At 45.8% G+C, this 25153-nt stretch carries 26 protein-coding genes; 18 read left to right on the top strand and 8 right to left on the bottom strand.

The annotated features are described in order from the left end of the window. Positions 1-13: 13 nt before the first annotated feature. Positions 14-1003: an AAA family ATPase gene (locus tag IRJ16_RS11635; RefSeq protein WP_194111753.1), complete on the bottom strand. Its 990-nt coding sequence runs from the start codon at positions 1001-1003 to the stop codon at positions 14-16. A gap of 162 nt (positions 1004-1165) precedes the next feature. Between IRJ16_RS11635 and IRJ16_RS11630 the strand changes: the two genes are divergently transcribed. Both IRJ16_RS11630 and IRJ16_RS11625 read left to right on the top strand, forming a co-directional pair. After that, complete coding sequence (locus tag IRJ16_RS11630) at positions 1166-1798, top strand: DUF4159 domain-containing protein (protein WP_228080071.1); 633 nt, start codon at positions 1166-1168, stop codon at positions 1796-1798. Between the two features lie 191 nt (positions 1799-1989). Beyond that, positions 1990-2706 carry a DUF4476 domain-containing protein gene (locus tag IRJ16_RS11625; RefSeq protein ID WP_194111752.1) on the top strand — a complete coding sequence of 239 codons (717 nt, stop codon included), beginning with the start codon at positions 1990-1992 and terminating at the stop codon, positions 2704-2706. A 61-nt stretch (positions 2707-2767) separates the two neighbouring features. Here the strand turns inward: IRJ16_RS11625 and IRJ16_RS11620 are convergent, their stop codons facing one another. Then, entirely contained in the window at positions 2768-3541 is a 774-nt protein-coding gene (locus IRJ16_RS11620; protein WP_194111751.1) for a hypothetical protein, read from the bottom strand. 83 nt (positions 3542-3624) lie between these two features. On the opposite strand from IRJ16_RS11620, the gene ispG reads away from it, so the two are divergent. Next, positions 3625-5667: a (E)-4-hydroxy-3-methylbut-2-enyl-diphosphate synthase gene (gene ispG, locus IRJ16_RS11615; RefSeq protein WP_194111750.1), complete on the top strand. Its 2043-nt coding sequence runs from the start codon at positions 3625-3627 to the stop codon at positions 5665-5667. Here the strand turns inward: ispG and IRJ16_RS11610 are convergent. The 5 genes from IRJ16_RS11610 to IRJ16_RS11590 all read right to left on the bottom strand — a co-directional run bounded on the left by IRJ16_RS11610 (position 5664) and on the right by IRJ16_RS11590 (position 8584). After that, the gene (locus IRJ16_RS11610; protein ID WP_194111749.1) at positions 5664-6200 is read right to left on the bottom strand and encodes an energy transducer TonB; all 537 of its coding nucleotides are present in this window, start codon (positions 6198-6200) and stop codon (positions 5664-5666) included. The two genes, ispG and IRJ16_RS11610, sit on opposite strands and share 4 nt — an antisense overlap. A gap of 6 nt (positions 6201-6206) precedes the next feature. Beyond that, the gene (locus IRJ16_RS11605; RefSeq protein ID WP_194111748.1) at positions 6207-6344 is read right to left on the bottom strand and encodes a hypothetical protein; all 138 of its coding nucleotides are present in this window, start codon (positions 6342-6344) and stop codon (positions 6207-6209) included. A gap of 230 nt (positions 6345-6574) precedes the next feature. Further along, complete coding sequence (locus IRJ16_RS11600) at positions 6575-7576, bottom strand: MBL fold metallo-hydrolase (protein WP_194111747.1); 1002 nt, start codon at positions 7574-7576, stop codon at positions 6575-6577. A 142-nt stretch (positions 7577-7718) separates the two neighbouring features. After that, complete coding sequence (locus tag IRJ16_RS11595) at positions 7719-8171, bottom strand: RDD family protein (RefSeq protein ID WP_194111746.1); 453 nt, start codon at positions 8169-8171, stop codon at positions 7719-7721. A gap of 23 nt (positions 8172-8194) precedes the next feature. After that, the gene (locus tag IRJ16_RS11590; RefSeq protein ID WP_194111745.1) at positions 8195-8584 is read right to left on the bottom strand and encodes a DoxX family protein; all 390 of its coding nucleotides are present in this window, start codon (positions 8582-8584) and stop codon (positions 8195-8197) included. A 172-nt stretch (positions 8585-8756) separates the two neighbouring features. Here IRJ16_RS11590 and hemA point away from each other — a divergent pair, with 172 nt between their 5' ends. The 10 genes from hemA (at position 8757) to IRJ16_RS11540 (ending at position 19892) form a co-directional block, all read left to right on the top strand. Further along, positions 8757-9980: a glutamyl-tRNA reductase gene (gene hemA, locus IRJ16_RS11585; protein ID WP_194111744.1), complete on the top strand. Its 1224-nt coding sequence runs from the start codon at positions 8757-8759 to the stop codon at positions 9978-9980. Between the two features lie 291 nt (positions 9981-10271). Beyond that, the gene (locus IRJ16_RS11580) at positions 10272-10664 is read left to right on the top strand and encodes a hypothetical protein (RefSeq protein ID WP_194111743.1); all 393 of its coding nucleotides are present in this window, start codon (positions 10272-10274) and stop codon (positions 10662-10664) included. Positions 10665-11721: 1057 nt separating this feature from the next. Continuing rightward, positions 11722-13296 carry a hydroxymethylbilane synthase gene (gene hemC, locus IRJ16_RS11575; protein WP_194111742.1) on the top strand — a complete coding sequence of 525 codons (1575 nt, stop codon included), beginning with the start codon at positions 11722-11724 and terminating at the stop codon, positions 13294-13296. Between the two features lie 133 nt (positions 13297-13429). Beyond that, positions 13430-14401 carry a porphobilinogen synthase gene (gene hemB / locus IRJ16_RS11570; protein WP_194111741.1) on the top strand — a complete coding sequence of 324 codons (972 nt, stop codon included), beginning with the start codon at positions 13430-13432 and terminating at the stop codon, positions 14399-14401. Positions 14402-14502: 101 nt separating this feature from the next. Further along, the gene (hemL, locus tag IRJ16_RS11565; protein WP_194111740.1) at positions 14503-15816 is read left to right on the top strand and encodes a glutamate-1-semialdehyde 2,1-aminomutase; all 1314 of its coding nucleotides are present in this window, start codon (positions 14503-14505) and stop codon (positions 15814-15816) included. 49 nt (positions 15817-15865) lie between these two features. Next, positions 15866-16735: a sensor histidine kinase gene (locus tag IRJ16_RS11560; RefSeq protein WP_194111739.1), complete on the top strand. Its 870-nt coding sequence runs from the start codon at positions 15866-15868 to the stop codon at positions 16733-16735. A gap of 170 nt (positions 16736-16905) precedes the next feature. Next, the gene (locus IRJ16_RS11555) at positions 16906-17613 is read left to right on the top strand and encodes a response regulator transcription factor (RefSeq protein ID WP_194112115.1); all 708 of its coding nucleotides are present in this window, start codon (positions 16906-16908) and stop codon (positions 17611-17613) included. Then, positions 17613-18137, top strand: a complete 525-nt coding sequence (locus tag IRJ16_RS11550) for a tetratricopeptide repeat protein (RefSeq protein ID WP_194111738.1) — start codon at positions 17613-17615, stop codon at positions 18135-18137. Before IRJ16_RS11555 ends, IRJ16_RS11550 begins: the two co-directional genes overlap by 1 nt. A gap of 97 nt (positions 18138-18234) precedes the next feature. Next, positions 18235-19257: a uroporphyrinogen decarboxylase gene (hemE, locus tag IRJ16_RS11545; RefSeq protein WP_194111737.1), complete on the top strand. Its 1023-nt coding sequence runs from the start codon at positions 18235-18237 to the stop codon at positions 19255-19257. Between the two features lie 101 nt (positions 19258-19358). Beyond that, positions 19359-19892, top strand: coding sequence for a CopD family protein (locus tag IRJ16_RS11540; RefSeq protein WP_194111736.1), 534 nt, complete (start codon positions 19359-19361; stop codon positions 19890-19892). A gap of 3 nt (positions 19893-19895) precedes the next feature. Here the strand turns inward: IRJ16_RS11540 and IRJ16_RS11535 are convergent, their stop codons facing one another. Further along, positions 19896-20432 carry a GNAT family N-acetyltransferase gene (locus IRJ16_RS11535; RefSeq protein WP_194111735.1) on the bottom strand — a complete coding sequence of 179 codons (537 nt, stop codon included), beginning with the start codon at positions 20430-20432 and terminating at the stop codon, positions 19896-19898. A 108-nt stretch (positions 20433-20540) separates the two neighbouring features. Here IRJ16_RS11535 and IRJ16_RS11530 point away from each other — a divergent pair, with 108 nt between their 5' ends. The 5 genes from IRJ16_RS11530 (at position 20541) to IRJ16_RS11510 (ending at position 25131) form a co-directional block, all read left to right on the top strand. After that, positions 20541-21113 carry an RNA polymerase sigma factor gene (locus IRJ16_RS11530; RefSeq protein WP_194112114.1) on the top strand — a complete coding sequence of 191 codons (573 nt, stop codon included), beginning with the start codon at positions 20541-20543 and terminating at the stop codon, positions 21111-21113. Next, positions 21097-21894 carry a hypothetical protein gene (locus IRJ16_RS11525; protein ID WP_194111734.1) on the top strand — a complete coding sequence of 266 codons (798 nt, stop codon included), beginning with the start codon at positions 21097-21099 and terminating at the stop codon, positions 21892-21894. The genes IRJ16_RS11530 and IRJ16_RS11525 overlap by 17 nt, the downstream gene beginning before the upstream one ends. Before the next feature lie 27 nt (positions 21895-21921). Then, positions 21922-22857, top strand: a complete 936-nt coding sequence (locus tag IRJ16_RS11520; RefSeq protein ID WP_194111733.1) for an outer membrane beta-barrel protein — start codon at positions 21922-21924, stop codon at positions 22855-22857. Between the two features lie 74 nt (positions 22858-22931). Beyond that, positions 22932-23930, top strand: a complete 999-nt coding sequence (locus IRJ16_RS11515) for an ABC transporter ATP-binding protein (protein ID WP_194111732.1) — start codon at positions 22932-22934, stop codon at positions 23928-23930. 112 nt (positions 23931-24042) lie between these two features. Further along, positions 24043-25131, top strand: a complete 1089-nt coding sequence (locus tag IRJ16_RS11510) for a Glu/Leu/Phe/Val family dehydrogenase (RefSeq protein WP_194111731.1) — start codon at positions 24043-24045, stop codon at positions 25129-25131. Positions 25132-25153: the final 22 nt, after the last annotated feature.

The following is a 25153-nucleotide window of genomic DNA, read 5'->3' as shown; positions in this document are numbered from 1 at the left end:
GCATATCTGTACATCATATCTTGATCTGCTTTATCAATTTCTCCGTTACCCTGTCCGATGTGATGCCTTCTGCCTCGGCCTTAAAGTTCATCAAGATGCGGTGGCGAAGTACCGGCGGGGCCATGGCGTGGATGTCCTCCGGCAATACCGAGTAGCGGCCTTTCAGTAACGCCCGTGCCTTGGCGGTCAAGATCAAAGCCTGCCCGGCGCGTGGGCCTGCGCCCCAGCGTACCCATTCTTTTACGTAGGCTACCGTTGTTGTATCGGGGCGTGTGGCGCGGATGATGTTGCTGACGTATCGCACCAGATCCTCGCTGATGTTCACCTGTCTCACTAACGTTTGTGCTTGCTGTATCTCTTCGGCGGTAATGATGGCTTGCACGTCGGCCTTTTTTGTGCCTGTGGTGCGGTTAAGGATATCGAATTCTTCCTGATCGGTAGGATAGCCTATCTTGATCAATAACAGAAAGCGATCCAGCTGAGCTTCGGGCAGGGGATAAGTACCTGCTTGCTCGATAGGGTTTTGCGTTGCTAAAATAAAGAACGGCTTGTCCAACGGATAGGTTTGCCCGCCGTAGGTCACCTCAAACTCTTGCATGGCCTCTAATAGGGCCGATTGCGTTTTTGGCGGCGTTCGGTTGATCTCGTCGGCCAAAATAATATTGGCGAACAGCGGACCTTTATTGAACTTAAAGAAGCGTTTGCCCGTGGCGTGGTCCTCTTCTAATATCTCGGTACCGATGATATCGGTAGGCATCAGATCCGGCGTGAACTGAATACGGCGGAAAGCCAGGTGCAAGGCCTGCGACATGGTTTTTACGATCAGCGTTTTGGCCAGTCCGGGTACGCCCTCTAACAAGCAATGGCCCCCGGCAAGGAAGGCTACCAAAAGTTCGTCGAGGATGGCATCCTGACCAACAATTACTTTTTGTATCTCGGTCTTTAGCAGCGGGAGTTTATCCAGCAGGGTTTTGATATCTTTTTCCGTCAGTTCGGCAGTCATAGGTCGTGTTGGGGTTATTGCACCTTATCGATCCACAATATAAGATGCTTTTGCCATAACCTGCCACCGTTGTTGCCAAAAAGCCAAAAGAGTATCGCGAAAATTACAGATCCGCTAAACAAAAGTGTTAGTCGCATAAAATTTTGTACTACTTTAGGCCGCATGGATATGGCATCGGGTCCCAAATTTACTTTCGCGCGTTTTAGCTATCATTCCGGCGACTGGGATACCGACCAACGCATGCCCTCCAATATCCTTAACTCACTGCTGGAATACACCACCATTCCCTTCGACCAAAAAGAGAAAGTGGTGCCGCTAAGCAGTGCCGATATCTTTAATTACCCTTTCTTTTACCTAAGCGGCCACAAGCTGGTGCAATTTGATGCACAGGAACGGGCCAACTTTAAAAAGTACGTGCAGAACGGCGGTTTTGTATTTGTAGACGATTGCAATCACGATATCGATGGCTTGTTCGCCCGGTCTTTTGAGGCGCAGATGGCGGCGCTGTTCGGGGCATCGGCCTTAAAAAAGATCCCTAACTCGCACCCTATCTACCGCTCGTTCTTTAAGTTTGAGAAAGGACCGCCAAATACCGGCTTCGAACTGAATGGTTGGGGCGATGACTTAGTACATGATTATCTGAAAGCCATTGAGGTGAACAGCCGCATAGGCGTACTTTACTCAAACAAAGACTATGGCTGCGAGTGGGATTACGATTTTCGCAACAAGCGTTTCCTGTCCGAGGATAATACCAAGTTCGGGGTCAATATCATCGTGTACGCGATGGGGGGGTGAAAATAATTGTGGACGTGACAGGTAGCTGAAGAGGCCGTTGATGTGTATCAAATATACAAAAAAGAATCCAGACTTTCGGTACAGAAAATTTATTTTTTTGTACTGTTAACCCTGGGCGGTTTTTAGCGTCATACAGAAAAACACGACTGGTAGATATCGACCGCTCAACCTTTAACACATCATAGATCATCATGAAAAAAATGATATTAGCGCTGCTGGTACTCGGTACGGTAGCCACCACCCAAGCCCAAGACCTTGAACGCCGGGATCGCGACAGCGACCGGCCATATGTGATCCGCGTATTAAGTCGTAACGACTTTGAACTGCTACAACAAAGCGTGAGGAAAGCACCCTTCGCATTGGACAAAAAGACCGTGCTGCGCCTGGGCTTACAGAATAGTTTTATAACGGTAGATCAGGCACAAGTTTTGATCAAGCAGGCCGCGTTCGACGATGACAAGCTGGACTGGCTCACCATGTTGTACCCGCGCACGGCCGATGTGCAGCAATTCTATCGCCTGCGCGAAAGTTTGGCCTTCAGTAGTTCGAAAGAGCGGTTTGATCGGACCTTGTTAAGCATGACCGACAACGACCGCCGCGACAGGCGCAGGCAAAGGATCATGAGCGAAAATGACTTTATGCAATTACAAGATCTGATGCGCAAGGAAGCCTTTGCCGATGGCCGTACACGAGTATTCAAGCTTGGGGTGCATTATAAGCTGATCACGGTATCGCAACTGGGCCAGCTGTTGCGCCTGATGACCTTCGACGACGAGAAACTGGCCGTAGCCAAAATAGCTTACGACCGCACGGCAGATAAACAGCGGTTCTACACGCTTCGGGATCAGTTCACTTTCGATAGTACTAAGCAACAGCTGGACAAATTCTTGCTGAGCGCTAAAAGCTAAGATCGGTACTTACTTAAAATAAAGAACCCCGGCCTGTGTAAGGTCGGGGTTCTTTGTCTGTTTATTTTTTTTTTCGTACCAGGTGGTATTTAATATCAGCGATCGTAGTGGTCTGTTTAACCGTGTCGACGCTGGTGTTGTAAAGATCCAGCGTGTCGCCTTTGATCTTGAACGCCAGGCCGCTGGTCTTAGTAGAGTCAGCCATGTCAAATGTAAGACCATCCACGTTGTGACCACCGATCACGAAGTCGTTATTAACGTAATAGGTCTTTAATTTTCCAAGGCCGGTCACTTTACCATCAACGGTAAATTCAACCTCTTTAACGCCCGAGCCATCCTTCAGCTCGTATTTGCCGGCAAACAATTCTTTATTGAGGGCATAGTCCAGCCCCTCGCCGATCTTTTGTTTTTCGCGGGTCTGCGCCACTTTAATATATGAGATCACTTGGGGCTTACCGCCACGCTCAAAATGTATATTAAGTAATGTGTCTTTTCCGTTGATCGTATAATCAACTTCCGAGTCTGCTATCTTTATGCGCCGTGGATCTTTACCCGGCCTGAAATACAGCCCTGCTGCAACAAAAGCGTGGTTCGCTTTGCCAACATAGAACGTCAAACTATCACCTTTAATATCTTTTGTATCGATGTAAAGTATAATGACCTCGTTGTCATTTTGAGGCACGGACGCAGGTGCTTTGGTAAAGATCACCGAATCCAGGTATTGTTTTTTTACCCACACGCCTTGTACGATGGGCTTATATTCTTCGATAAGGGTTTTGGGTTTGCAGCTGAATAAAAGGCCGGCGGCCGTTAAGCAAAGTAAAAAGCGTTTCATAAAATAATTGGTACGGTCTGGCATCAAATATATAGGTTTAATTCGTCATCACAACCTAAAACCTTATTCGTAAATTTGCCGGCATGAATGCTGATGCTATAAAGCGATTGCCCGGTAGATATTGTAATTCGCTGACCGAATATTCGCGCTTTGTTACCCGCGAGGTGACCGTAGGCGATGTTCCGTTAGGCGGAAATAACCCTATCAGAATACAAAGTATGACCACTACCGACACCATGGATACCATTGGTACGGTAGAGCAAAGCATCCGTATGATAGATGCCGGTTGCGAGTATGTTCGCATCACCGCCCCAAGCATTAAAGAGGCCAATAACCTGGCCGAGATCAAGAAACAACTCCGCGCCCGTGGCTACACCGCACCCCTGGTGGCCGATATCCACTTTACACCTAATGCTGCCGAGGTTGCAGCCCGCATAGTAGAAAAAGTGCGCGTGAACCCCGGCAACTATGCTGATAAAAAGAAATTTGACCAGATAGACTATACCGACCTGGAATACCAAGCCGAGCTGGAACGCATCAATACCAAGTTTGCCCCATTGGTAAATATCTGTAAAGAATACGGCACCGCTATGCGTATCGGTACTAACCACGGATCGTTAAGCGACCGCATTATGAGCCGTTACGGCGATACCCCGCAGGGCATGGTCGAATCGGCGATGGAGTTCATCCGCATGTGCGAGGCTATGAATTATTATAACCTGGTGGTAAGCATGAAGAGCAGCAACCCGCAGGTGATGGTGCAAGCCTACCGCTTACTGGTAGAGACCATGGTGGCCGAGAACATGAACTACCCGTTGCACTTAGGCGTTACCGAAGCCGGCGACGGCGAAGACGGTCGCATCAAATCAGCTGTGGGTATAGGTACTCTGTTAGAGGATGGCTTAGGCGATACCGTCCGCGTATCCCTGACCGAAGAACCCGAAGCAGAAGCACCGGTGGCGAGGGCGTTGGTGGAACGTTATACAAGTCGTAAGTCTTTAGTCAAAGGTCAAAAGTCAGAAGGAGGGACTTCAGACTTCGGACTTCAGGCTTCGGACTTGAACCATAACCCTTACGAATACAAAAAACGCCACACTTACGAGGCCAACGCTTTTATCGGCGGACACATGGTGCCGAGGGTGGTGGTAGATCTGTCTAAAGCTAATTTGAAAGATCCCGGCATATTGAAAGCCGCGGGATATATCTACTCGCCGATCTTGGATAAGTTCAATATGGGCGAGCAGTCGGTAGACTTTGTTTTCTTTGCCGATGAGCTACCGTCGTTCAATATGCCTGGCAATATCAAGCAGCTATACAATTACGCTACCTGGCAAAAGCTGACCGATAAGATGCAATGCCATCCGCTGTTCTCGCTTGACGAATACGTGGCGGCAGATACCGACCGTTCATCAGCTATGAATTTGGTCCGCATTACCAATGCCGAGCTGGATGGTGAAGCTTTCGGTTCGATACCATTAGATAGATCGCTGGTGTTTGTTTTGGAGACCAGCGAGGCGCACGGCATGGCCGATCAGCGTGAATTCTTTTTTAAACTGGAGCAGATGGGGTTGGAGGTGCCGGTGATATCAAGGAGAGTTTACAATTCTTTAGCCGAAAGTCTTAAGTCAGAAGAAGGACTTGGGACTTCAGACTCGGGGCTTCAGACTTTGTTGCAACTCTACGCTTCTACAGATCTGGGAGCCCTTTTGGTCGATGGTTTTGGTGATGGCATCTGGATAGACGCTCCTGAAGTAGAGACCTCGGCTATCACTTCAACAGCCTTTGGTATTTTGCAGGCTACCCGTTCAAGGATATCTAAAACCGAATATATCTCGTGTCCAAGTTGTGGTCGTACGTTGTTCGACCTGATGGAGACCACACAGATGATCCGCAGCCGCACCAGTCACCTGAAAGGGCTTAAGATCGGCATTATGGGCTGCATTGTTAACGGCCCCGGCGAAATGGCCGATGCTGATTATGGTTATGTAGGTTCCGGCCCGGGTAAGGTGACGCTTTACCGTAGCAAGGAAGTGGTTAAAAAGAATGTATCATCGACAAACGCGCTGGATGAACTGATCAATATCATCCGCGAGGATGGGAACTGGATAGAGCCGGTGGAGGCTTAATCTTTGCTGAAGTTGACAGGGATAACGTAGCTACTAAAAGCTACTGGCTTGCCTTTCAATATCGCCGGTTTCCATTTCGGGGAAGCCTTTAATGCATTGATCACGTCGTTATCAAGTTTGGGACTCAAGCTCCTTAGTATTTTAAAATTGGTCAGCGATCCATCTTTTGCTACGTCAAAAGCAGCGTATACTTTTCCTTGCTTTTGCCCTTTCTTAAAATTGAGATGTTTGGGAAGGTAGCTGAACATCGCCTTCTCTCCGCCCGGAAATTCCGGCATTTTATTATATTTCGGACCGGCAATAAAACCTGTAAATATTTCTTCGTCTGTGGTCGCTTTCTTGTCATCGATCACAATGTGCTTTGCTTTCAACGGCACGCCTTGTGCGTGAGCCTGGTTGTTCATCACATTTATTCCTATCAATACCAATGCAGCCGATAACCACTTTTTCCAAACGGGGATATGGGTGGGGGCCATCTGCTCGGCTCGAAATCTGCCGCAAATATTGTTATTGTTCTCGGCTAATATCTGCAAGAACTCTTAAGGGCGGGCATCGGTGAAGTCGTAAACTGTTTTGTTGCAACTGTTGCAATGCCTGCCGCCCGTGGTGTTGGTCATCTCGTTCCAATCGGTCGGGCAGTTAAATTTCAGGCGGATGTTATTTAGCTCTTCATTCACGAAAACTAAATTATTAGTTTTAAATAAGAAAAGCAAAACAAATTTTCAATTTTATCAGAACTTATTCAGGATGTGGCTGTTGTAATAAAAAAGTTAAAAACATGTTTTGCCACAACTGGACCATAGTGATCAATGAATGGTTGATCGAGCGCTGCACTAAGTAAGCAGCGCCCGATGGTATCATTACACACTTGATAGAAATATCGGGACAGGATATCTGTACGCCGTTATTAACCCATAAATGGCTTCCACCAATTAGAGTTATAGTTAGCCTGCACATCGGTAGGCAACCCCGGCGAGGGGACGAACAGGTCAATATTTTTCTGCTCTGCAAATTTTACTAAACGTTCTATCGGCTCATACCAGGCATGCGGGGCCAGGTTGAATGTACCCCAATGGATAGGCATCATTACTTTACCTTTCAGGTCCAAGTGCGCGTTGCTGGCATGGTCGGGACCCATGTGTATATCGGCCCAGTATTGGCCGTAGGCTCCAATTTCAAGCATGGTGAGGTCGAACGGACCGAAGATGTTGCCGATATCTTTAAATACATCAAAGTAACCCGAATCGGCCCCGAAGAAGATATTATGCTGTGGCCCTTTGATCACGAAAGATGACCATAAGGTTTCGTTACGGTTAAACATACCGCGGCCCGAAAAATGGCGCGACGGGGTAGCGGTGATCACGATCTGATTATCAATCATCGCGCTATCGCCCCAATCCATTTCGGTAATAAAATTTTTGGCAACACCGAATTGCGCCAGATATTTACCCACACCCATTGAGGTAAAGAATGGTAATTGAGGGTTCGCTTTGGCCAGATGTTGAATGGTGGCCTTATCCAAATGGTCGTAATGGTCGTGCGATAGGATCACCGCATCCAGCTTGGGCAGATCTTGCAAAGCTATCGGCGGTGCAAAGAACCGCTTAGGCCCCATACGTTGGGTGAATGATACCCGCTCGCTCCAAACCGGATCGGTAAGGATGCGTTTGCCGTCTATCTCTATAATTAAACTGGAGTGGCCGATCAGGGTTATGCGCAAGCCATCGGCAGGCGGGGTGTCATAGATGCTTTTATCGGTATGGAATGGTCCAAGCCTTTTGTGTGGGGTATTCTCGGCTTTGTTGTTAATGTTCTCTTTAATGATCTTAAATAGATTATCGAAACCATCAGGCGTAGGCTCCAGGTTAATATATTTTCCTTCTTTCTTTTGGGATCCGGCTATGGACATGGTAATTCTGAATATGCGTTTAATATGCAACCAATGTAAGTGGCAAATGTTGTTATTAGATACCGTCCCGGCAAATTGTTACACCCAGACTGACCATTTTTATAAAAAGGTCAGTTGGTTTTGACAGTCGGCTGACTAAGGCCTAAAATGAAACCTCTTCTTCTACGATATCCGATCGTTTTACTACTAATGTCTCGGCAAATAGATCGCCCAATCTTTGGTATTTAGGTGTTTTGTTGATACAAATGAAAGCTGGGATGCCATATGGCAGTAGGTCGATCGGATCTACCACTCGGCGTTTAAAAGCTTGTGTAAAGCCTATCTTTTCACCTTTCATTCCCACCACTTTCAATTTGCAGATATCGTGCCCCGGAGTAGCTTGGTTCACGGCTTCGGTAACTACAAAGTACAGAAACCAAAGGATAAATACGGGTAGCGCAGCAAGCCCATTAACCGACGTTGTACCGTTGCCATTTTCCTCCCCAAAAAACATAATATAAGTTATCGCAACTGTAAAATAGATCCCGTAATCTATTAAGGTGGCAATTATTCGTAATTTAATGTTAGGTCGGGTTTGGATGTGATAGATCTTCATGCTGATTTAAAATGGGAACTAAGTTAGGTTTTTATTCGCTTATCACGAATATACCAAGCCGCCCAAGCGATCAGCACCGGCTGAAATAATATCCTTATCCACGCACCAAATTTGGTCACATGCAATTTACCTAACGTCATCGGCGCATCTATCAGCATTTGGATATGGACCGGCATAAAAGCGATCAGCATCAAAATAATGCCCCATGCGCCCCATTTGCGCGTCCGCTCAAAGATCAGCATCGTAGCTAAAAGCAACTCTGCCAGGCCGGCCAGCGTATTCATTAATGTTGGATAAGGGATGTAATGCGGAATAATGGCGATGTAGAACGCGGGATGCACAAAATGGTTGATCCCCGCGGCTGCATAAAGGATTATCTGGAGGATGAGAAAAGTCTTTTTGAAAAAAGTCATTGACTTATGTACGTAAATGGTCAGAAAGTGGATGTTTTTTATTTTTAATGCACTGTTTTTTAGTCTATTAACTATTTGTTTATAAGCATTCTAAATTACCGTGTTTGACAAAGTGTTGACATTGCAACCGATACCCACCCTTAAATTTGTTCCGTTAATATTTTTTACTGCTTTGAAGTATCTAAAGGTAATAGCTTTTACGCACAAACAAGTCGAGTTGAAGGAACTGGGGAAGCTGGTAGTTTGTCAGGAAGACCTTACGCCAAAACTTCAACAGATCAAAGACGAGTTCAATATTCCCGAGATATTTTACCTGGCTACCTGTAACCGTGTTGCCTTTGTAATGGCCACCGAGCAAAACATCACCAAAGACTTTGCCAAAAAGTTCATCGAATCGATGGAGATCGGTATCTGCTCGCATGCATCAAAGTATTTTGCTGATGCTGCCTGCATTTTTGAAGAGCAGGAAGCGCTGAACCACTTGCTGCGCATGTCTTGCAGTTTAGAAAGTTTGGTAGTAGGCGAGAAGGAGATATTAGCCCAGGTACGCAAAGCTTATGAAAGCGCCCGCATAGCCGGCCTTACCGGTGATTACCTGCGTATGGTGATGAACTGCGCTGTTAAAGCCGCTAAAGAGGTTTACACTTACACCAACATCTCTAAAAATCCGATATCAGTCGTATCTCTTGCTTATCGTAAACTTAAAGACCTTAAGCTTTGCACCAACGCTCGTGTGATCATCATTGGCGCCGGCGAGACCAACCGCAATATCTCTAAGTATCTTCAAAAGCATAAGTACTCTAACTTCGCGGTGTTTAACCGTACGTTAAGTAAAGCGCAAGAGTTAGCCGCTGATCTTAACGGCGAGGCTTATGATCTTGAAGCGCTTAAAACATACAATAAAGGTTTTGATGTGATCATTACCTGCACATCGGCCACCCAGCCGATCATCACTACCGAGATCTACAAGTCTTTATTGAACGGCGAGACCGACAAAAAGACCATTGTAGACTTAGCCATCCCTAACGATACCGCTCCCGAGATCTTAGAGCAATACCCGGTTAACTTTATAGAGGTGCACTCGCTTAACGAGATCGCCCAAAAGAACATCCAGGAACGTTATCAGGAACTGGTACACGCCGAAAAGATCATCGACCAGAACATCACCGAATTCCTTCCGCAACTAAAACAACGCCGTGTTGAACTGGCCATGCGCGAAGTTCCTATCAAGATCAAAGAGATCCGCCAAACCGCCATCAACAGCGTCTTCGCCGAAGAGGTACAAGGCATGGACGAACAATCTCGCCTGATCCTGGAAAAGGTGATGAATTACATGGAGAAAAAGTACATCAGCGTACCCATGGTGATGGCTAAGGAAATTATGATGGAGCAGTAGGCTTTAATAAAGCCATTCCCGTCATCCTGAACTTGTTTCAGAAACCCATCATATAGATCAACATTGTACATCTGCTTTGCAGATGAGGTGCTGATACAAGTTCACCAGGGCTTGTTTTGCTGCCACATTGAGCAAACCTCTCGGAAATAAACCTGATCGCAACGAAAAGCCCCGACCTCAAGGAGGGCTTGCAGTGTAGAGCAGGGCTACACCGACCGATGAAATGCCGGACCGTTCGTTTTCAAAATATTGCTAACTTTAATAAAGTTGTATTGAGGGCCTACTTTTAAAATGAAACATATAATTAGCCTGATCACTTTCGTTATTGGATTCAGCTTAAGCGGAATATGTCAAAAAAATAAGCCTCAGTCTTATAATATTAAAGATATAACGATAAGCAAAAAAGCAGTTGAAATTTGCGGCGTTGTTGACAGGGTTGATTATTTCGCACAGACAAAGTTAGTGGTACTGACAATGTTTTCGGATGATAGCTCGAAACGATTACAGGTTTTTTGCAAACTTGGAAAATGCCGTAGTGATGATCAGAAAATAAAATTGATCAAGAAATTTGCTCCGCTTTGCATTACGGGATCGGTGGTGTCAACAAAAACAGGCTTCAAAATGACGGTAACTGACAAGACACAGATAATTGACGTACTTGATGCCAAACCAATTCCAAATTAAAAATGAGCGCGTTCTTGTAGTCTCATGGGCACTCGGTTGAGGCCAACTAACCCTACCGTGAGTCAACTATCATATTCATAATTATCCCCTCAACATGCGGTTATCTCTCCGGTCGAAATTTCTCATTCTGTCGTCGGTCTATTTTTTGGCGATGATGTTCTTCTGTTTTTACTGGCGGGATACACATAAGAAATATGAGCATCTGAAAGGGGATAACATAGTCTATTGCCTGCAAATGATCCTTGCTATAAGTTACATCTATCTGATCAGTCTTTACTTATTAGTGCGCGGTGTAAAGTTATACATGCTCCCGTTTATTCCATTGCTGATCGCTGTTGTCGACTTGTTTCTGGTCATTTTATTGGCAGAGATGGTTTTACCCAATAAAACGGATGAGTCTGGTGTCAAACTTTATGGTTTGATCTTTACCATACTTTTTTTGACTTCTGCATTACTGTTGTGGCGAAAGCAGATAAAGAACCTACAATCAGTTTGATGAAAATCGCTCATGTTATCTTGCAACGATGAACCCTAAATAACCTTTCCTCAACCGGCATTGGGAATCGCCGGGAGCTACTGTCCCTGCCTGAGCACAAACCCCACCTAGACGATACCCACAGCCGGGAGTTTTTCTTTGGTTACTTTCTTTTTGCGGAAAAAAGAAAGTAACATCCACTGGCTTTCATTCAGCACACCGCCTGTCCTAATGAAATGCAGGCTTGACAATGCGCACAGATCTTCCAGTTATATTATTTTAAGTAAATGTATAAATTATTGATAATCAAATACTTAAATTTTGTTGTTTGAATTATGTTAACCTTTGTAAACTTTCGTTATAGTTTAGATCGCGTTATGGTAGCTCCATTTGTCATCCTTGAGCGCAGCGAAGAATCTGACGCAGCAGAGTGGTAAGCAAGGTTTCAGGATGCTTCGTTCTTCAGCATGACAATTTTTTATCAATAGTAGCTTCCTCACCGTCACTCAACTCTCATATCCATAATTATTACTATATACATCGGCGTAAAAAGTTAAATTTGCGGTCGATCATTTAAATACTTTGGATAGAAAACTCATCATCGGCACTCGCGGGAGTGAGCTGGCCTTATGGCAAGCTAATTTTGTAAAGGACAGCCTGGCGGCGATCAACATCGTTGCCGAACTGAAAATTATTAAGACCCAGGGCGACCGTATCCTGAACCTGAGGCTGGATAAGCTGGAAGGTAAGGGGTTTTTTACCAAGGAACTGGAAGAAGAATTAATGGCGGGCACGATAGACCTGGCGGTACACTCGCACAAGGATCTGCCTACCGAGAACCCTCCGGGACTCATTATCGCGGCAGTTTCAGAACGGGAAGATCCGTCTGAACTGTTGCTGATCTTGAAGGACTGTGTAGAGGTTAAACATAAATTGTCTGTTAAATACGGTGGCATGGTGGGTACCTCGTCCAACCGTCGTAAAGCGCAATTGCTGGCCGTTCGCCCCGACCTGGAGGTGGACGACCTGCGCGGCAACGTCCCGACCCGCATCGGCAAACTGCGCGACGAGAATTACGACGCGATCATGATAGCCAAAGCAGGCGTAGCCCGTTTGGGTATCGACCTGAGCGAATTCCATGTTGAGGAACTTACTCCGACCGAATTTATCCCCGCGCCTGCGCAAGGTGTAATGGCTATCCAGATCCGCGAGTCGGATACCGAGCTTTTTGAGGCTTTGCAACCTTTGCATCATCCTGAGGTTGCCGAAGGTATCGCTGTTGAACGTAAGGTGTTGAAAAGCTTTGGCGGTGGTTGCCACATGCCTTTGGGTTGCTACGTGCGCAAGCATGATGGCGCTTACCAGATCTTCACGTCTAAGGCTGATGAGGGAGATGAGTTTCCGGACCGACTTTATACCCAGACTGATAACCTGGAAGGTATAGAAGATAAGATCATTAAATATTTTGCCAAGGACCGTAAGTTCCCGACCGATGTATTTATCTCTCGTGACCTGTCAGAGCAGAGTTATTTCCGCAAGGCATTAGAGAAGAACGGTATCAAAATAGAGGACCGTTCGCTGATCCGTACCGTGCCGGTAATTACTAAGCTGGACCCTTACATTTTACGTAACCTGGATTGGATGTTCTTCACCAGCAAGAACGCGGTGGAATACTTTTTTGATCTGAAACCTGAGTTTTCTAAACACGTGAAATTTGGCGTGATGGGTACCGGGTCCGAGGATATGCTGCGCCGCAACGGTCACTTTGCTGATTACGTTGGCGATAGCGGCGATACCAATGTGGTAGGGCAGGAGTTTGCCAAACTAGCCAATGGCACTACGGTGCTGTTCCCGGGTTCGGAAAGCGCGATGCGGAATATCCAAAAGAATTTGTCGGCCGAGACCAAGATCATAGATCTGCCGGTTTACGAGACCGTATTGCTTGACGATGTTGAACCGACAGGTGCCGAGATACTGGTATTCACCAGTCCGTCTAACGTAGAGGCTTATTTTACTGATAACTTACTAAACCCTGGCCAAAAGCTGGTAGCGATAGGTCGCTCCACTGGCAATAAACTGGCCGAACTGGGATTAACATACACACTGCCATTCTCGCCCGACGAAGTAGGGTTAGCGGAAGCGGTGTTTGGGCTATAGGCCTGCAGGGCCATTTGGTCCATGGTCCATGGTCGATAGTCCATGGTCTTTGGGTCGGAGGCTATTTTATAAAATGTCCCTTTCGATGTTCTCTTACTATGGACCATCGACCATGGACCATGGACTACAAAACATGCTACAACGACCAAGAAGAAATAGAAAAAGCGAAGTGATCCGTCAGATGGTGCAGGAAACTCATGTTACTGCGGCTAACCTGATATTCCCGCTGTTTATTGTGGATGGTGTAAACCAAAAGACCGAGGTGGCGTCGATGCCGGGTATCTTCCGTTACTCGATAGATAACCTGCTGCGCGAGGTAGAAAGCTGCATGAAATTGGGACTTAATTCATTCGACCTGTTCCCCAATATCGACGAAGCTTTAAAAGATACCATGGCTACGGAAAGCCATCGGGAAGAAAGCCTTTACCTGCGTGCTATCCGCGAAGTAAAGAAAGAATTTCCTGAATCGTGCGTGATCACCGATGTAGCGATGGATCCCTATAGTAGCGATGGCCATGATGGTATTGTAAAGGATGGCCATATTATTAATGATGAGACTTTAGAGGTGTTAGGCAAGATGGCTTTAGCTCATGCGCACATGGGTGCCGATATTATTGCCCCGAGCGATATGATGGATGGCAGGGTAGGTTACATCCGCAATGTGCTGGATGATGCCGGTTTTACCAACGTGTCTATCATGTCTTACTGTGCCAAGTACGCAAGTGCGTTCTATGGCCCGTTCAGGGATGCCCTGAACTCCGCGCCAAAATTTGGCGATAAGAAAAGCTATCAGATGAACCCGGCTAATCAGCGTGAGGCATTGATAGAAGCTACGCTTGACGAGGCAGAAGGTGCCGATTTCCTGATGGTAAAACCTGGTCTGCCTTATTTGGATGTGATCAAATTACTAAAAGATAATACTGAACTACCCATAGCTGCCTACAACGTGAGCGGCGAATATGCCATGATCAAAGCCGCCGTACAACGCGGCTGGCTGAACGAGCAACGTGCCACTACCGAGGTGCTGATGAGTCTGCGCCGTGCCGGTGCAAGCGCGATACTGACATATCATGCTAAGGAAGTTTTGGAGAATAAGTGGTTGTAGTAAAACTTGTCAATGCGAGGAACGAAGCGATCGCGAAGAAGCAGAGACGCTCTTCAAGTCCGCGGTTGCTTCGTTTCTCGCAATGACAAAACGAGTAAGAAATGACAGAAATAACAGATATTAGCAGAGTAAAGTCTGCAGAACTATACGAAAAAGCTAAAACCTACTTCCCGGGTGGGGTTAACTCGCCGGTGCGGGCATTCAGGTCGGTTTATGGGACGCCGTTGTTTATTCAAAAGGGCGATGGTAGCCACATTTGGGACGCGGACGGCAACGAGTTTGTTGATTTTTGCGGATCATGGGGGCCTTTGATACTGGGCCACAACCACCCCGCCGTACGTGAGAAGGTGATCAGCGTAATGCAGAACGGCATGTCGTTCGGCGCGCCGACGGCTTTGGAGAATGAGTTGGCCGAGTTGATCCTGTCTAACAATAAATTTATAGAGAAGATCCGTTTTGTAAGCTCGGGTACCGAAGCCGTTATGTCGGCTATCAGATTAGCCCGAGGGTACACCAAGCGTGACAAGATATTAAAATTTGAGGGTTGCTACCACGGCCACGTTGATGCGTTGTTGGTTAAAGCAGGCTCGGGGCTGGTGACTTTTGGTGAAACCTCATCGGCCGGTGTACCAAAGTCATTTGCTGACGAGACCATAGTTATCGCACTGAATGATAAAGACGCTTTACAAAAAGCTTTTGCCGAGTTTAAAGATCAGATAGCCGCAGTGATCATTGAGCCTATCCCAGCCAATAACGGCTTGCTGTTACAAGAAGGCGGCTTTTTACAATTCCTGCGTGAGCAATGTACCGCTAATGACACGCTATTAATATTTGATGAAGTGATATCGGGCTTCCGCGTTGGGTTTGAGGGAGCTGCCGGTGTATTCGGTATCCAACCTGATATTATTACTTACGGCAAGATCATTGGTGGTGGTATGCCTGTCGGCGCTTACGGCGCTTCAGCAACGATCATGAGCAATGTATCGCCCCAAGGCCCAGTTTATCAGGCCGGAACATTATCGGGGAACCCGGTGGCCATGGGTGCCGGTATCGCTCAGCTGACAGAGTTATTAAAAGAGAATTTTTATCAAGACCTTGAAACCAAGACCACTGCTTTCGTATCGGCCATTCAGCAATACGTGGCCGATAAGGGTTACGAGTTCAAGATTTTCCAAATAGGGTCGATATTCTGGTTTGCGTTTACAGGTCAGGATCATATTCGTAGGGCAGATGAGATCGATGCTAACAGCATGTCGCACTTCAAAATATTCCACCGCGAATTATTGAACCGGGGCATCTATTTAGGTCCGTCCGGTTACGAGGTTGGCTTTGTATCGGCTGTACATACGGCCGATGATATGGAGAAAGCAAAATTAGCTATATTTGATAGTCTGGATGTGGTATACAACCAATAAGTCGTTAAAAGGAACTGCTCACTGCAAACTTAAAACTGCTAACTGAACAATGAAACGTCCGTTTATCATATTCTACGCCACCATTGTGTATGCGCTGGCGCAATTGTTTTGGTGGGGCTACCGCTTGGTAGAGTTGCAGCCGCAACGCACCAGTATGGTGCTGAGCGAGGGCTCGATGTTTTTGATCGTGTTCGCGCTGGGGGCCTGGAGTTTGCATAAGTCGGTCAATAAAGAACGCCGTCTGCACGAACAGAAAAAGAACTTTTTATTGTCGGTAACACACGAGTTGAAGTCACCGTTGGCATCGATCAAATTATACCTTCAAACTATTGCTAAGCGTGATCTGGACAGAGCGCAGGTGAAAAATTTCATCGAGAAATGCTTGCTGGATGTTGAACGTTTGGATGACTTTGTTGAGAATATGCTTTTAGCATCTAAGATCGAGAATAGCTCATACACTTTCCCTAAAGAGAGTTTCAGTCTTTCGGGCTTGGTTGATAATGTGGTTAATCGTTTGCAGATCAATAAATGCGATATGAACCAACAGCTGATCAATGCCGAGATAGAGCCTAAACTGGAAATCACCGGTGATAAGTTCGCGCTGACATCAGTAGTGACCAACCTGATCGAGAACGCCATCAAATACTCTAAACCTTGTGATGAGGTAGGGGTAAAGCTGTTCCGCAAGGATGACACGATCTACCTACAAGTGGCTGATAAAGGTATCGGTATTGCCGACCACGAGAAACAACGTATATTCGACAGGTTTTATCGTGTGGGTAGCGAGGAGACCCGCAACACCAAAGGTACCGGATTGGGTTTATACATCGTTAAGACCGTTTTGGATAAGCATCAGGCAGATATTGTAGTGAAAGATAATAAACCTGCGGGAAGCGTGTTTGAAGTAGCGTTCAATTGACAAAATGTTAAATTATTGAAGCGCGTCGGACAAAATGTCATAAAAAAGTTGACTTTGCCGTACGTTTATCATGCGCTTGTAATTAAAAATACCTATTATACATTCGGGAATAGTGATTGACTGATAAGTGTAAATTAAAATAATTTTACCTGATCATTAATTCAAAACATATCATGTCTAAAAAAAGAATTTTATTAGCCGAAGACGAAGAACACTTGTTAGAGGCTATCAAACTGAACCTTGAACTGGAAGGCTACAAAGTTTCGACCGCTAACAACGGCAAAAAAGCTTTGCAAATATTTAAAGAGGAACGCTTTAACCTGGTGATCCTTGATGTGATGATGCCTGAGGTTGATGGCTTTGTGGTTGCTGAGACCATTCGCTTAGAAAATACCGAGGTGCCGATCATGTTCCTGACCGCCAAGAATACCAATGAGGACAAAATATCAGGTCTGAAGAAAGGTGCGGACGACTACCTGACCAAACCTTTCAACCTGGAAGAGCTGATCTTACGTGTAAATAATCTGGTTAAACGCAGCCTTAAAGGTGACGACCTGAAAGAGTTTAACAGTTACAAGATCGGCGATAAGACCATCCACTTTAACTCTTTCGAGTTAGTGAACGAGGATGGCTCTATTACGGCCCTGACCAAGAAAGAGACCATGCTGTTGAAGCTGCTGATCGAGCGCCGTAATGATGCCGTATCTCGCGAGCAGATCTTGGAGACCGTTTGGAATTACGATGTGTACCCATCCACCCGTACCATTGATAATTTCATACTTACCTTCCGTAAATATTTTGAACCAGATCCTAAAAACCCTGTATATTTCCACTCTATCCGTGGTGTAGGTTATAAGTTCACTGATAATCAGCATTAATGTTCACCAACAAAGCAAGGCTTTTAGTTATATCGATATTTTTAGTGATGCTGGTGTTTTTCATATACCAGCACACTTATGAATTGGCCGCGGTTGTCGGCCTTTTTGTTGTGATGCTCATATGGGGCTATTTTAAAGAAGGCCCCATCATCCTCGCCGCAAAGCATTTCCACAATAAAAATTACGCCAAGGCCGAGGCTTTGTTACTGCAGATCAGCAACCCTAATTGGCTAAGTAAAAAACGCCGTGGCTTCTACGAGTTCATTATGGGCAGCATAGCTATGCACAAGCAAGATTTTGAAGCTGCCGAGCTACATTACGAGCTTGCCGCGCAGTTTCCCTTACGCACGGTGAACGACCATGTAGCTGCCCTGGTACACGTGGCCAACATCAGTATCCGCAACGGGAAATATGATAAGGCCCAAAATTACCTTCAGATGGCAAAAGAAAAAGAACCGCAGGCCACAGCTAAAATGAAAAGCGTAATTTCGCAGATCGAAGAAGTACTTAAGAAACACCAATAATTGGAGTAGCAAGTAGTTAGTAGCAAGTAGCAAGACAAAAGTAAGTTAGAAAAGTCTTGATACTTGATACTCAATACTTGATACTCTTCTCGAACACATGAACGATCTATTTTTAAAGTCAGCATTTTCACAAAAGACAGAACGCCCACCGGTATGGATGATGCGTCAGGCAGGGCGTTTTATGCCGCAGTATTGGGAGATCAAAAACAAATACTCTTTTTTAGAGATGTGCAAAACCCCCGAGATAGCGGCCGACGTGACCATGTTGCCGGTAAATCTGCTGGATATTGACGCGGCGATCTTATTCTCGGATATATTAGTGACCGGCGAGGCTATGGGCGGCGATCTGAGCTTTACCCAGGGCGTTGGTCCTAAATTTGCCAATCCGGTACGTACGCAGGCCGACGTGGACGCTTTAAATATAGATTGTTTAGATAAACTGCAATACGTGGCCGATGCGATCAAGGTGATCCAACAACGTTTGAACGGTCGTATACCATTGATCGGTTTTGCTGGCGCCCCTTTTACCGTAATGAGTTACCTGATCGAGGGTGGTTCTTCGCGTGATTTTAAACTGACCAAATTATTTATACATAACCAGCCTGCATTGGCGCACCAGCTCTTAGCTAAAATAGCTAAGGTCACTGCCGATTACCTGAACATGCAGATCGCTGCCGGTGTCAATGCTATCCAGATCTTTGATAGCTGGGCGCAAGCTTTGGCTTGGGATGACTATAAAGAATTTTCACATAACTATATCGCCCAGATCATCAGTCAACTTAACCGTAAAGATATCCCGGTGATATCATTCTGCAAAGGCAGCTCGGTTTTTGCACCATTAATGGCCGAGGCTAAACCCGATGTGATATCTATTGATTGGAACGTTGACCTATTAGATATTAAACAACGCCTCCCGGAGAACATCGCCGTGCAAGGTAACCTTGATCCGCATATCCTGTATGCTGATAAAGCAGTGATCAAAGATCGTATCCACCGCCTGTTCGACAGGATGAAGGATACCCCCGGATTTATTTTTAACCTTGGTCATGGCATCATGCCGGATATCCCATTTGATAACGTGAAGTACGCTATTGATGTGGTTAGGGAATATCAATATTAATTAACCAAATGTCATTGCGAGGTACGAAGCGATCGCACACCCAAAGAGCGATTATGCAAAGTCCGCGATCGCTTCGTACCTCGCAATGACAAACTATTCAGATGTACAACTACGTTTTAGCCATACACATTATTTTTGTGGTCTGCTATATGGCGGGGCTATTCTACATTGTACGCCTGTTTATTTACCATACCGAAGCTCAGGACAAGCCCGAACCTGACCGCACGATACTGTCTAAGCAGTTCGAGGTGATGGAGAGTAAGCTGTGGTGGATCATTACTATACCGTCAGTTTGTTTAGTGGTAGCATCGGCTGTTACGATGCTTTGTTTAAGTCCGGGATGGCTGCAGATGCCGTGGCTGCATGTTAAGCTATGCTTTGTTGTGGGTTTAGCCATTTATCAGCACATCTGTCAAAATAAAATGAAAGAGATGCGTAACGGCATCTTTAAATGGACATCGACCCAACTCCGTATTTGGAACGAGGTGGCCACCATTTTTTTATTCGCGATCGTTTTCTTAGCAGTGTTGAAGAATGCTGTTAATTGGATCTTTGGTGTGATCGGTATCGTCCTATTAAGTGTGATACTGATGATGGCGGTGAAACTCTACAAAAGGATCAGGGAGAAGAAATAACGCTCAACTCAGCAGTACGTACACTACCTGTTCTCCTGATTCTTCTTTGCTGACGTATTGAGATGTCTCATCTAATTTAAAACCTACTCTTTCTAAAAGCTTTACAGACGGCCCGTTATCCGGAGTAGGTAACGCGGTGATGATATTAAAGTCAAGGTCAGTTTTGCCAAAGCTGATCACTTTTTTGATCGCCTCCCGCATTATGCCTTTGCCTTGATATTCGGGCAGTAACTCGTAACCCAATTCCGCTTGGGTTTTGTCGGGTGAGATATTGTAATAACATATCGTACCGATCAAATCATCAATGTCCTTTAAGGTGATCGTCCAGTAATAGCTTTGACCAGCATCCACAAAACCATTGATCTTGCTTATGAATGCTTCGGCATCCTCGTTTGTGCAGGTTGATGGGCGGCCGAGATATTGGTTCACATTTTCATCAGAACGAAGTTTCGCTAATTGACCAACATCTGAAGCATTAAGCTTTCTTAATACCAAGCGTTCTGTGAATAGGGTCGGGAAATTGTTAATGTCTGCTGCCATTGCTGTATGCATCGTTCAAAAGCCTAAATTTATAACAAAATAATTTATTTAAATTTTTTAACATCCCATGCAACCATTTCGCGGCTTCGGTCATCTTACCTACAAATGATGTTTTTACAACCAAAACATATTACAGTTGAAGAGCTGATCAAACGCTGCAAAACGGGCGACCGTAAAGCGCAGGAGCTGCTCTACAAACAATTTGCAAGCAAGATGCTGGCCGTGTGCATGCGTTACGCTGTGGATAGGATGGAGGCTGAGGATATGTTGCAGAACGGCTTTATCAAGGTTTTCAAAAAGATGGACGACTACCGTGGCGATGGTTCTTTTGAAGGCTGGATCCGCAGGATAATGGTTCACAGTTCTATCGAGTACTATCGCAAACATCATAAGATGATGCAGGTTGTGGATATTGAGGAGTCGGGTTACGAGGGGTCGGTGAATCCTTTGGCGGCCTCTAACCTGGACGCTAAGGATCTGATGAACCTAATACAAAAACTATCGCCGGGTTACCGCATGGTGTTTAACCTGTACGCTTTAGAAGGTTATTCGCATAAGGAAATAGCCGAGATAGCAGGCATTACAGAAGGCGCGTCGAAATCGCAATTGTCGAGGGCGCGGGGTATATTAAAAGAACAAGTAGAAAAAATGGAGGGCAACCGCTATGAGTATGCAAGATAAAGACATGGACCAATTATTCCGCTCGCAGCTGGATAATTACGAGATCGAGCCATCGAGTAACGTTTGGGCAGGCATAGCTGCCGGGCTTGATGCCGATGAGCATAAGAAATCAGGCTTTCCATTCTTAAGAGTGGCGGCAAGTGTGGCGATCTTAGCGACTGCAAGCTATATGTTTTGGCCAAAAGGTGACCAGCATAACAGTGCTGACAAGCCTAAACAAATGGCAACTAACGTTAAACAAGATGTTAAACCGGTTCAGCCTCAACCTACAATTGTGGAAGAGCAGCCTGAAGTTAACCAAGCTGTAAAACAAGATCAGCAAACTAAACCAGCTGTACAGGTGCAGTCTAAACAAGCTATCGCGGCGGTGAAGAATACGGCAGTAAAACAAGATCCGACGGTGAATAACCAACCTAATACAACAGTTGTTGATCCAACACCGGCGGTAGTTGCTAATACGCAACCCCAACAGATCTTAGCAGCGGTCGAATCTTCGAAGAGCGAAACTACTGTAACACAAAAAACAACCGCTGTTGTTCCTGATGATATCAAATTGGTGCCTGCTATTGAGCAGCAGATCGGTAAACCGGCAGTAGTAGTGGCTTCGCAAAGCCCGGAGAAAAAACAGAAGATACGCGGCCTTGGCGGCTTACTTAATGCGGCCATTGGCTTGGTTGATCGACGCGAAGACAAGATCGTAGAGTTCACCAATAACGAGGATGGTGACACCATCAAGGGCATCAACCTGGGTATCGTATCGTTCAAAAAAGAAAAGAAATAATCAATTCAAAATAACCATCAACTTTATATGAAACGCTTAATTTTTACCGCCCTAATGGCTGCGGCAGCCACCGGTGTGTTCGCTCAAACCAAAACCGACACCATTAAAACCGATAACTCTACCAAAGTTGTTAAGACCAATACGCTGAAGGTCACAACTATTAAAAATGGTTCGAGGATAGACTCCGTGAAGACCACTAAAACAACCCTCACGCTTTCTGAAGGTAAAGTGGTCGACTCGGTTCAAGAATCTAATACTACTATCTCCCGCAAGCCAACCTTTTCGGTAAACTTCGGCGGTAAACGCGACAGTACCCGTAAAAAGGTTTCAAAAGCGCCGGGCTTTAGCTGGGGCCTTACCTTCTCTCGTTTTGATCTGGGTTTGGCTACCATGATAGACAATGGTAGCACCCGACTATCGCCAACCAACGAGTTCCTGAGATATCGTTCTTGGAAGAGCAGCAATGTAGGTTTTGATGTGTTCCAGGCCGGTTACCGTTTCAATAGTACTTTTAAAATGTACATGGCGACCGGTTTCGACTGGGAGTTGTTCCGCCTGCGTGAGGATATCACCATCACACGTACACCTGATATGAGCGGCCTGAAATACACTCAAGACAATGTCGACTATAAAAAGAACCGTTTTTCATCAGCCTATTTGCGTATCCCGGTAATGTTCGATTTCCGCAGCAATGATGACAAAGGCGGCGACAGATGGCACTATGTATTCGGCCCGGAGTTCGGCGTATTGCTTACCGGTCGTGTAAAACAGATCAGCGATGAGTATGGCAAACAAAAAATGAACTATCCATACCACTTTACCAAATTCCGTTACGGTGCGGTTGCCCGTGTAGGCCATGGTGGCTTCGGTCTGTTCGCTAAATATTACTTTAACGATATGTTCGATACCGAAGCGCAAAGGGGCTTGAAGAACATGAACGTTGGTTTAACGGTAGGATTCTAATAATTTCACAAGATCATCAATATCAAAGGCTGCCTATATGGCGGCCTTTTTGTTTTAACGTATATTTGCAGTCCATGGCAGACACTCCATTTCTAAATACTCAAGGAATATCTAAAATATACAAAGGCGCTACTGCGGCTGGTTTAAAACCTACCGATCTGGAGATAGCCAAAGGAAAGATCACCGCCATTATTGGGGCGAGCGGCAGTGGTAAAACTACCTTGCTACACATGATCTTCGGCCTGATCACACCCGATACCGGTGCGGCCTATTTTAAAGGCGAACGTGTTTGGGGACCGACAGAAAAATTGATCCCCGGTCACGACGCTATGAAAATGGTGACCCAGCAGACCGACGACATGAACATCTTTGCCAAGGTGTATGAGAATATATCGGTCTTATTACCAAACACAGACATCGACGCCAAGCACCGCAAAACAGGCGAAGTGATAGAGCAGTTGAACATGAAACGTATTGCCGACAAACGCGTGGCCGATCTGAGTGGGGGAGAGCGCCAGCGTGTGGCCATTGCACGCGCTTTGGTGACACAACCGCAGGTGTTGTTGTTAGATGAGCCATTCAATCAGGTAGACACCTCTTTCCGTGAAGGTTTGCAACAGGATATCCGCAAAGTGGTGCGCGAGACAGGCTTGACAGTTCTGATGGTATCCCACGATCCTGCCGAAGTGTTGTCGATGGCTGACGATCTGATCGTATTAAGAGACGGCGAGATATTAGAACGCGGTCACCCTAAAGATTTGTATAATGATCCGCAGCATCTTTATACCGCCCGCCTGCTAACCAATTGTAACATACTCACCAAAGAGGAGGCGATCTTATGCGGTATAACCGCTGCAAAGGATAATGTAGTGATCTACCCCGACTGGGTATCGGTTACAGAATGCTATACCGACAAACAATGGCAGGTAAAGCAGATCTTATTTAAAGGATTTTATGAAGAGTTGCTGGTTCAGAACGGCAATCTGAGCATCCGTATCATGAACGCTCATCTGGACCGCTTTAAAGAGGGCGATGCTGTGCAATTGAAGGTGAGGAAGTATTTGGAGTATTAACATTGTTGTTAAAACACCGAGTTATCCCGCATTTAGGCTATTCTATTCTTAAAAGATTTGCTTGCGTTAAAAAAACACCTACTTTTGTGCCGAATTAGACTGCCGAAACAGAATGCCCGTACCCGACACCAACAATTTATCTGTTTTTAGCCAGCTTGATGCTTTCGGGCATCAAAAGATAGTGTTCTGCAACGACCCCGAGACAGGTCTTAAAGCCATCATCGCTATTCATGATACCACATTAGGTCCTGCATTGGGCGGTGTACGCATGTGGAATTACAAAAGCGAGGCCGATGCCCTGTCCGACGTTATGCGCCTTTCGCGCGCCATGACCTATAAAGCTTCTGTATCGGGATTGAATTTAGGTGGCGGAACTGCGGTGATCATTGGCGATCCGCGTAAGGATAAATCTGAGGCCATGATGCGTAAGCTGGGCAGGTTCATTAAAAACCTTAACGGGGAGTTTATTGCCGGCGAGGACATGGGCACCAATCCGCGCGATATGGAGTATATCCGCATGGAGACCGAGTTTGTGACCGGTTACCCCGAAACTATCGGTGGCAGCGGCGATCCATCGCCCATCACAGCCCGTGGTGTATTGATGGGTATGAAGGCCTGTGTGAAGGAATTGTACAGTACCGATACACTTGCCGGTCGCTCTGTTTTAGTGCAGGGGATAGGCCACGTAGGCGAAAATCTGGTAAGCCTGCTCCGCGACGAGAATGTAAAGGTTTACGTAAGCGATATCAATGATGAACGCGTACGCCAGATCGCAAAGAAATTCGGTGCCGAGCCGGTATCAAACAACAATATTTTTGATATCCATTACGATATCTATGCGCCTTGTGCTTTAGGTGCTACTATTAATAGCGCTACCATCAAAAAGATGAAATGCGCCATCATTGCAGGGTCAGCTAACAATCAGTTAGAGGACGAAGCCGTCCACGGAAAAATGTTATTGGACAAAGGCATACTATTTGCCCCCGATTACGTTATTAATGCCGGTGGTTTAATGAATTGCTATAGTGAGTTAATGGGTTTCCGTCGTAAAAGGGCCTTATATCTTACCGAGCATATTTATGATGCCACCCGTAACATCCTTAAACTATCAAAAGCAGAAAACATACCGACCATTGAGGCAGCCAATAAAATTGCCGAGAAACGGATAACTGACATTAAAAAAATTAAAACATCATACTAAATTTTCAATTCTAATAAAGGGC

It is taken from the genome of Mucilaginibacter myungsuensis (assembly GCF_015222005.1).
GTDB classification, from domain to species: Bacteria; Bacteroidota; Bacteroidia; order Sphingobacteriales; family Sphingobacteriaceae; genus Mucilaginibacter; species Mucilaginibacter myungsuensis.
This window is presented reverse-complemented; position numbering and strand designations above follow the sequence as displayed.

Excerpts from the sequence above, each read along its gene's own strand:
- IRJ16_RS11635 (WP_194111753.1), bottom strand. The coding sequence starts at position 1,003 with ATGACTGCCGAACTGACGGAAAAAGATATCAAAACCCTGCTGGATAAA.
- IRJ16_RS11630 (WP_228080071.1), top strand. The coding sequence starts at position 1,166 with ATGGATATGGCATCGGGTCCCAAATTTACTTTCGCGCGTTTTAGCTAT.
- IRJ16_RS11625 (WP_194111752.1), top strand. The coding sequence starts at position 1,990 with ATGAAAAAAATGATATTAGCGCTGCTGGTACTCGGTACGGTAGCCACC.
- IRJ16_RS11620 (WP_194111751.1), bottom strand. The coding sequence starts at position 3,541 with ATGAAACGCTTTTTACTTTGCTTAACGGCCGCCGGCCTTTTATTCAGC.
- ispG (WP_194111750.1), top strand. The coding sequence starts at position 3,625 with ATGAATGCTGATGCTATAAAGCGATTGCCCGGTAGATATTGTAATTCG.
- IRJ16_RS11600 (WP_194111747.1), bottom strand. The coding sequence starts at position 7,576 with ATGTCCATAGCCGGATCCCAAAAGAAAGAAGGAAAATATATTAACCTG.
- IRJ16_RS11595 (WP_194111746.1), bottom strand. The coding sequence starts at position 8,171 with ATGAAGATCTATCACATCCAAACCCGACCTAACATTAAATTACGAATA.
- IRJ16_RS11590 (WP_194111745.1), bottom strand. The coding sequence starts at position 8,584 with ATGACTTTTTTCAAAAAGACTTTTCTCATCCTCCAGATAATCCTTTAT.
- IRJ16_RS11580 (WP_194111743.1), top strand. The coding sequence starts at position 10,272 with ATGAAACATATAATTAGCCTGATCACTTTCGTTATTGGATTCAGCTTA.
- hemB (WP_194111741.1), top strand. The coding sequence starts at position 13,430 with ATGCTACAACGACCAAGAAGAAATAGAAAAAGCGAAGTGATCCGTCAG.
- hemL (WP_194111740.1), top strand. The coding sequence starts at position 14,503 with ATGACAGAAATAACAGATATTAGCAGAGTAAAGTCTGCAGAACTATAC.
- IRJ16_RS11560 (WP_194111739.1), top strand. The coding sequence starts at position 15,866 with ATGAAACGTCCGTTTATCATATTCTACGCCACCATTGTGTATGCGCTG.
- IRJ16_RS11550 (WP_194111738.1), top strand. The coding sequence starts at position 17,613 with ATGTTCACCAACAAAGCAAGGCTTTTAGTTATATCGATATTTTTAGTG.
- hemE (WP_194111737.1), top strand. The coding sequence starts at position 18,235 with ATGAACGATCTATTTTTAAAGTCAGCATTTTCACAAAAGACAGAACGC.
- IRJ16_RS11540 (WP_194111736.1), top strand. The coding sequence starts at position 19,359 with ATGTACAACTACGTTTTAGCCATACACATTATTTTTGTGGTCTGCTAT.
- IRJ16_RS11535 (WP_194111735.1), bottom strand. The coding sequence starts at position 20,432 with ATGGCAGCAGACATTAACAATTTCCCGACCCTATTCACAGAACGCTTG.
- IRJ16_RS11530 (WP_194112114.1), top strand. The coding sequence starts at position 20,541 with ATGTTTTTACAACCAAAACATATTACAGTTGAAGAGCTGATCAAACGC.
- IRJ16_RS11525 (WP_194111734.1), top strand. The coding sequence starts at position 21,097 with ATGAGTATGCAAGATAAAGACATGGACCAATTATTCCGCTCGCAGCTG.
- IRJ16_RS11520 (WP_194111733.1), top strand. The coding sequence starts at position 21,922 with ATGAAACGCTTAATTTTTACCGCCCTAATGGCTGCGGCAGCCACCGGT.
- IRJ16_RS11515 (WP_194111732.1), top strand. The coding sequence starts at position 22,932 with ATGGCAGACACTCCATTTCTAAATACTCAAGGAATATCTAAAATATAC.
- IRJ16_RS11510 (WP_194111731.1), top strand. The coding sequence starts at position 24,043 with ATGCCCGTACCCGACACCAACAATTTATCTGTTTTTAGCCAGCTTGAT.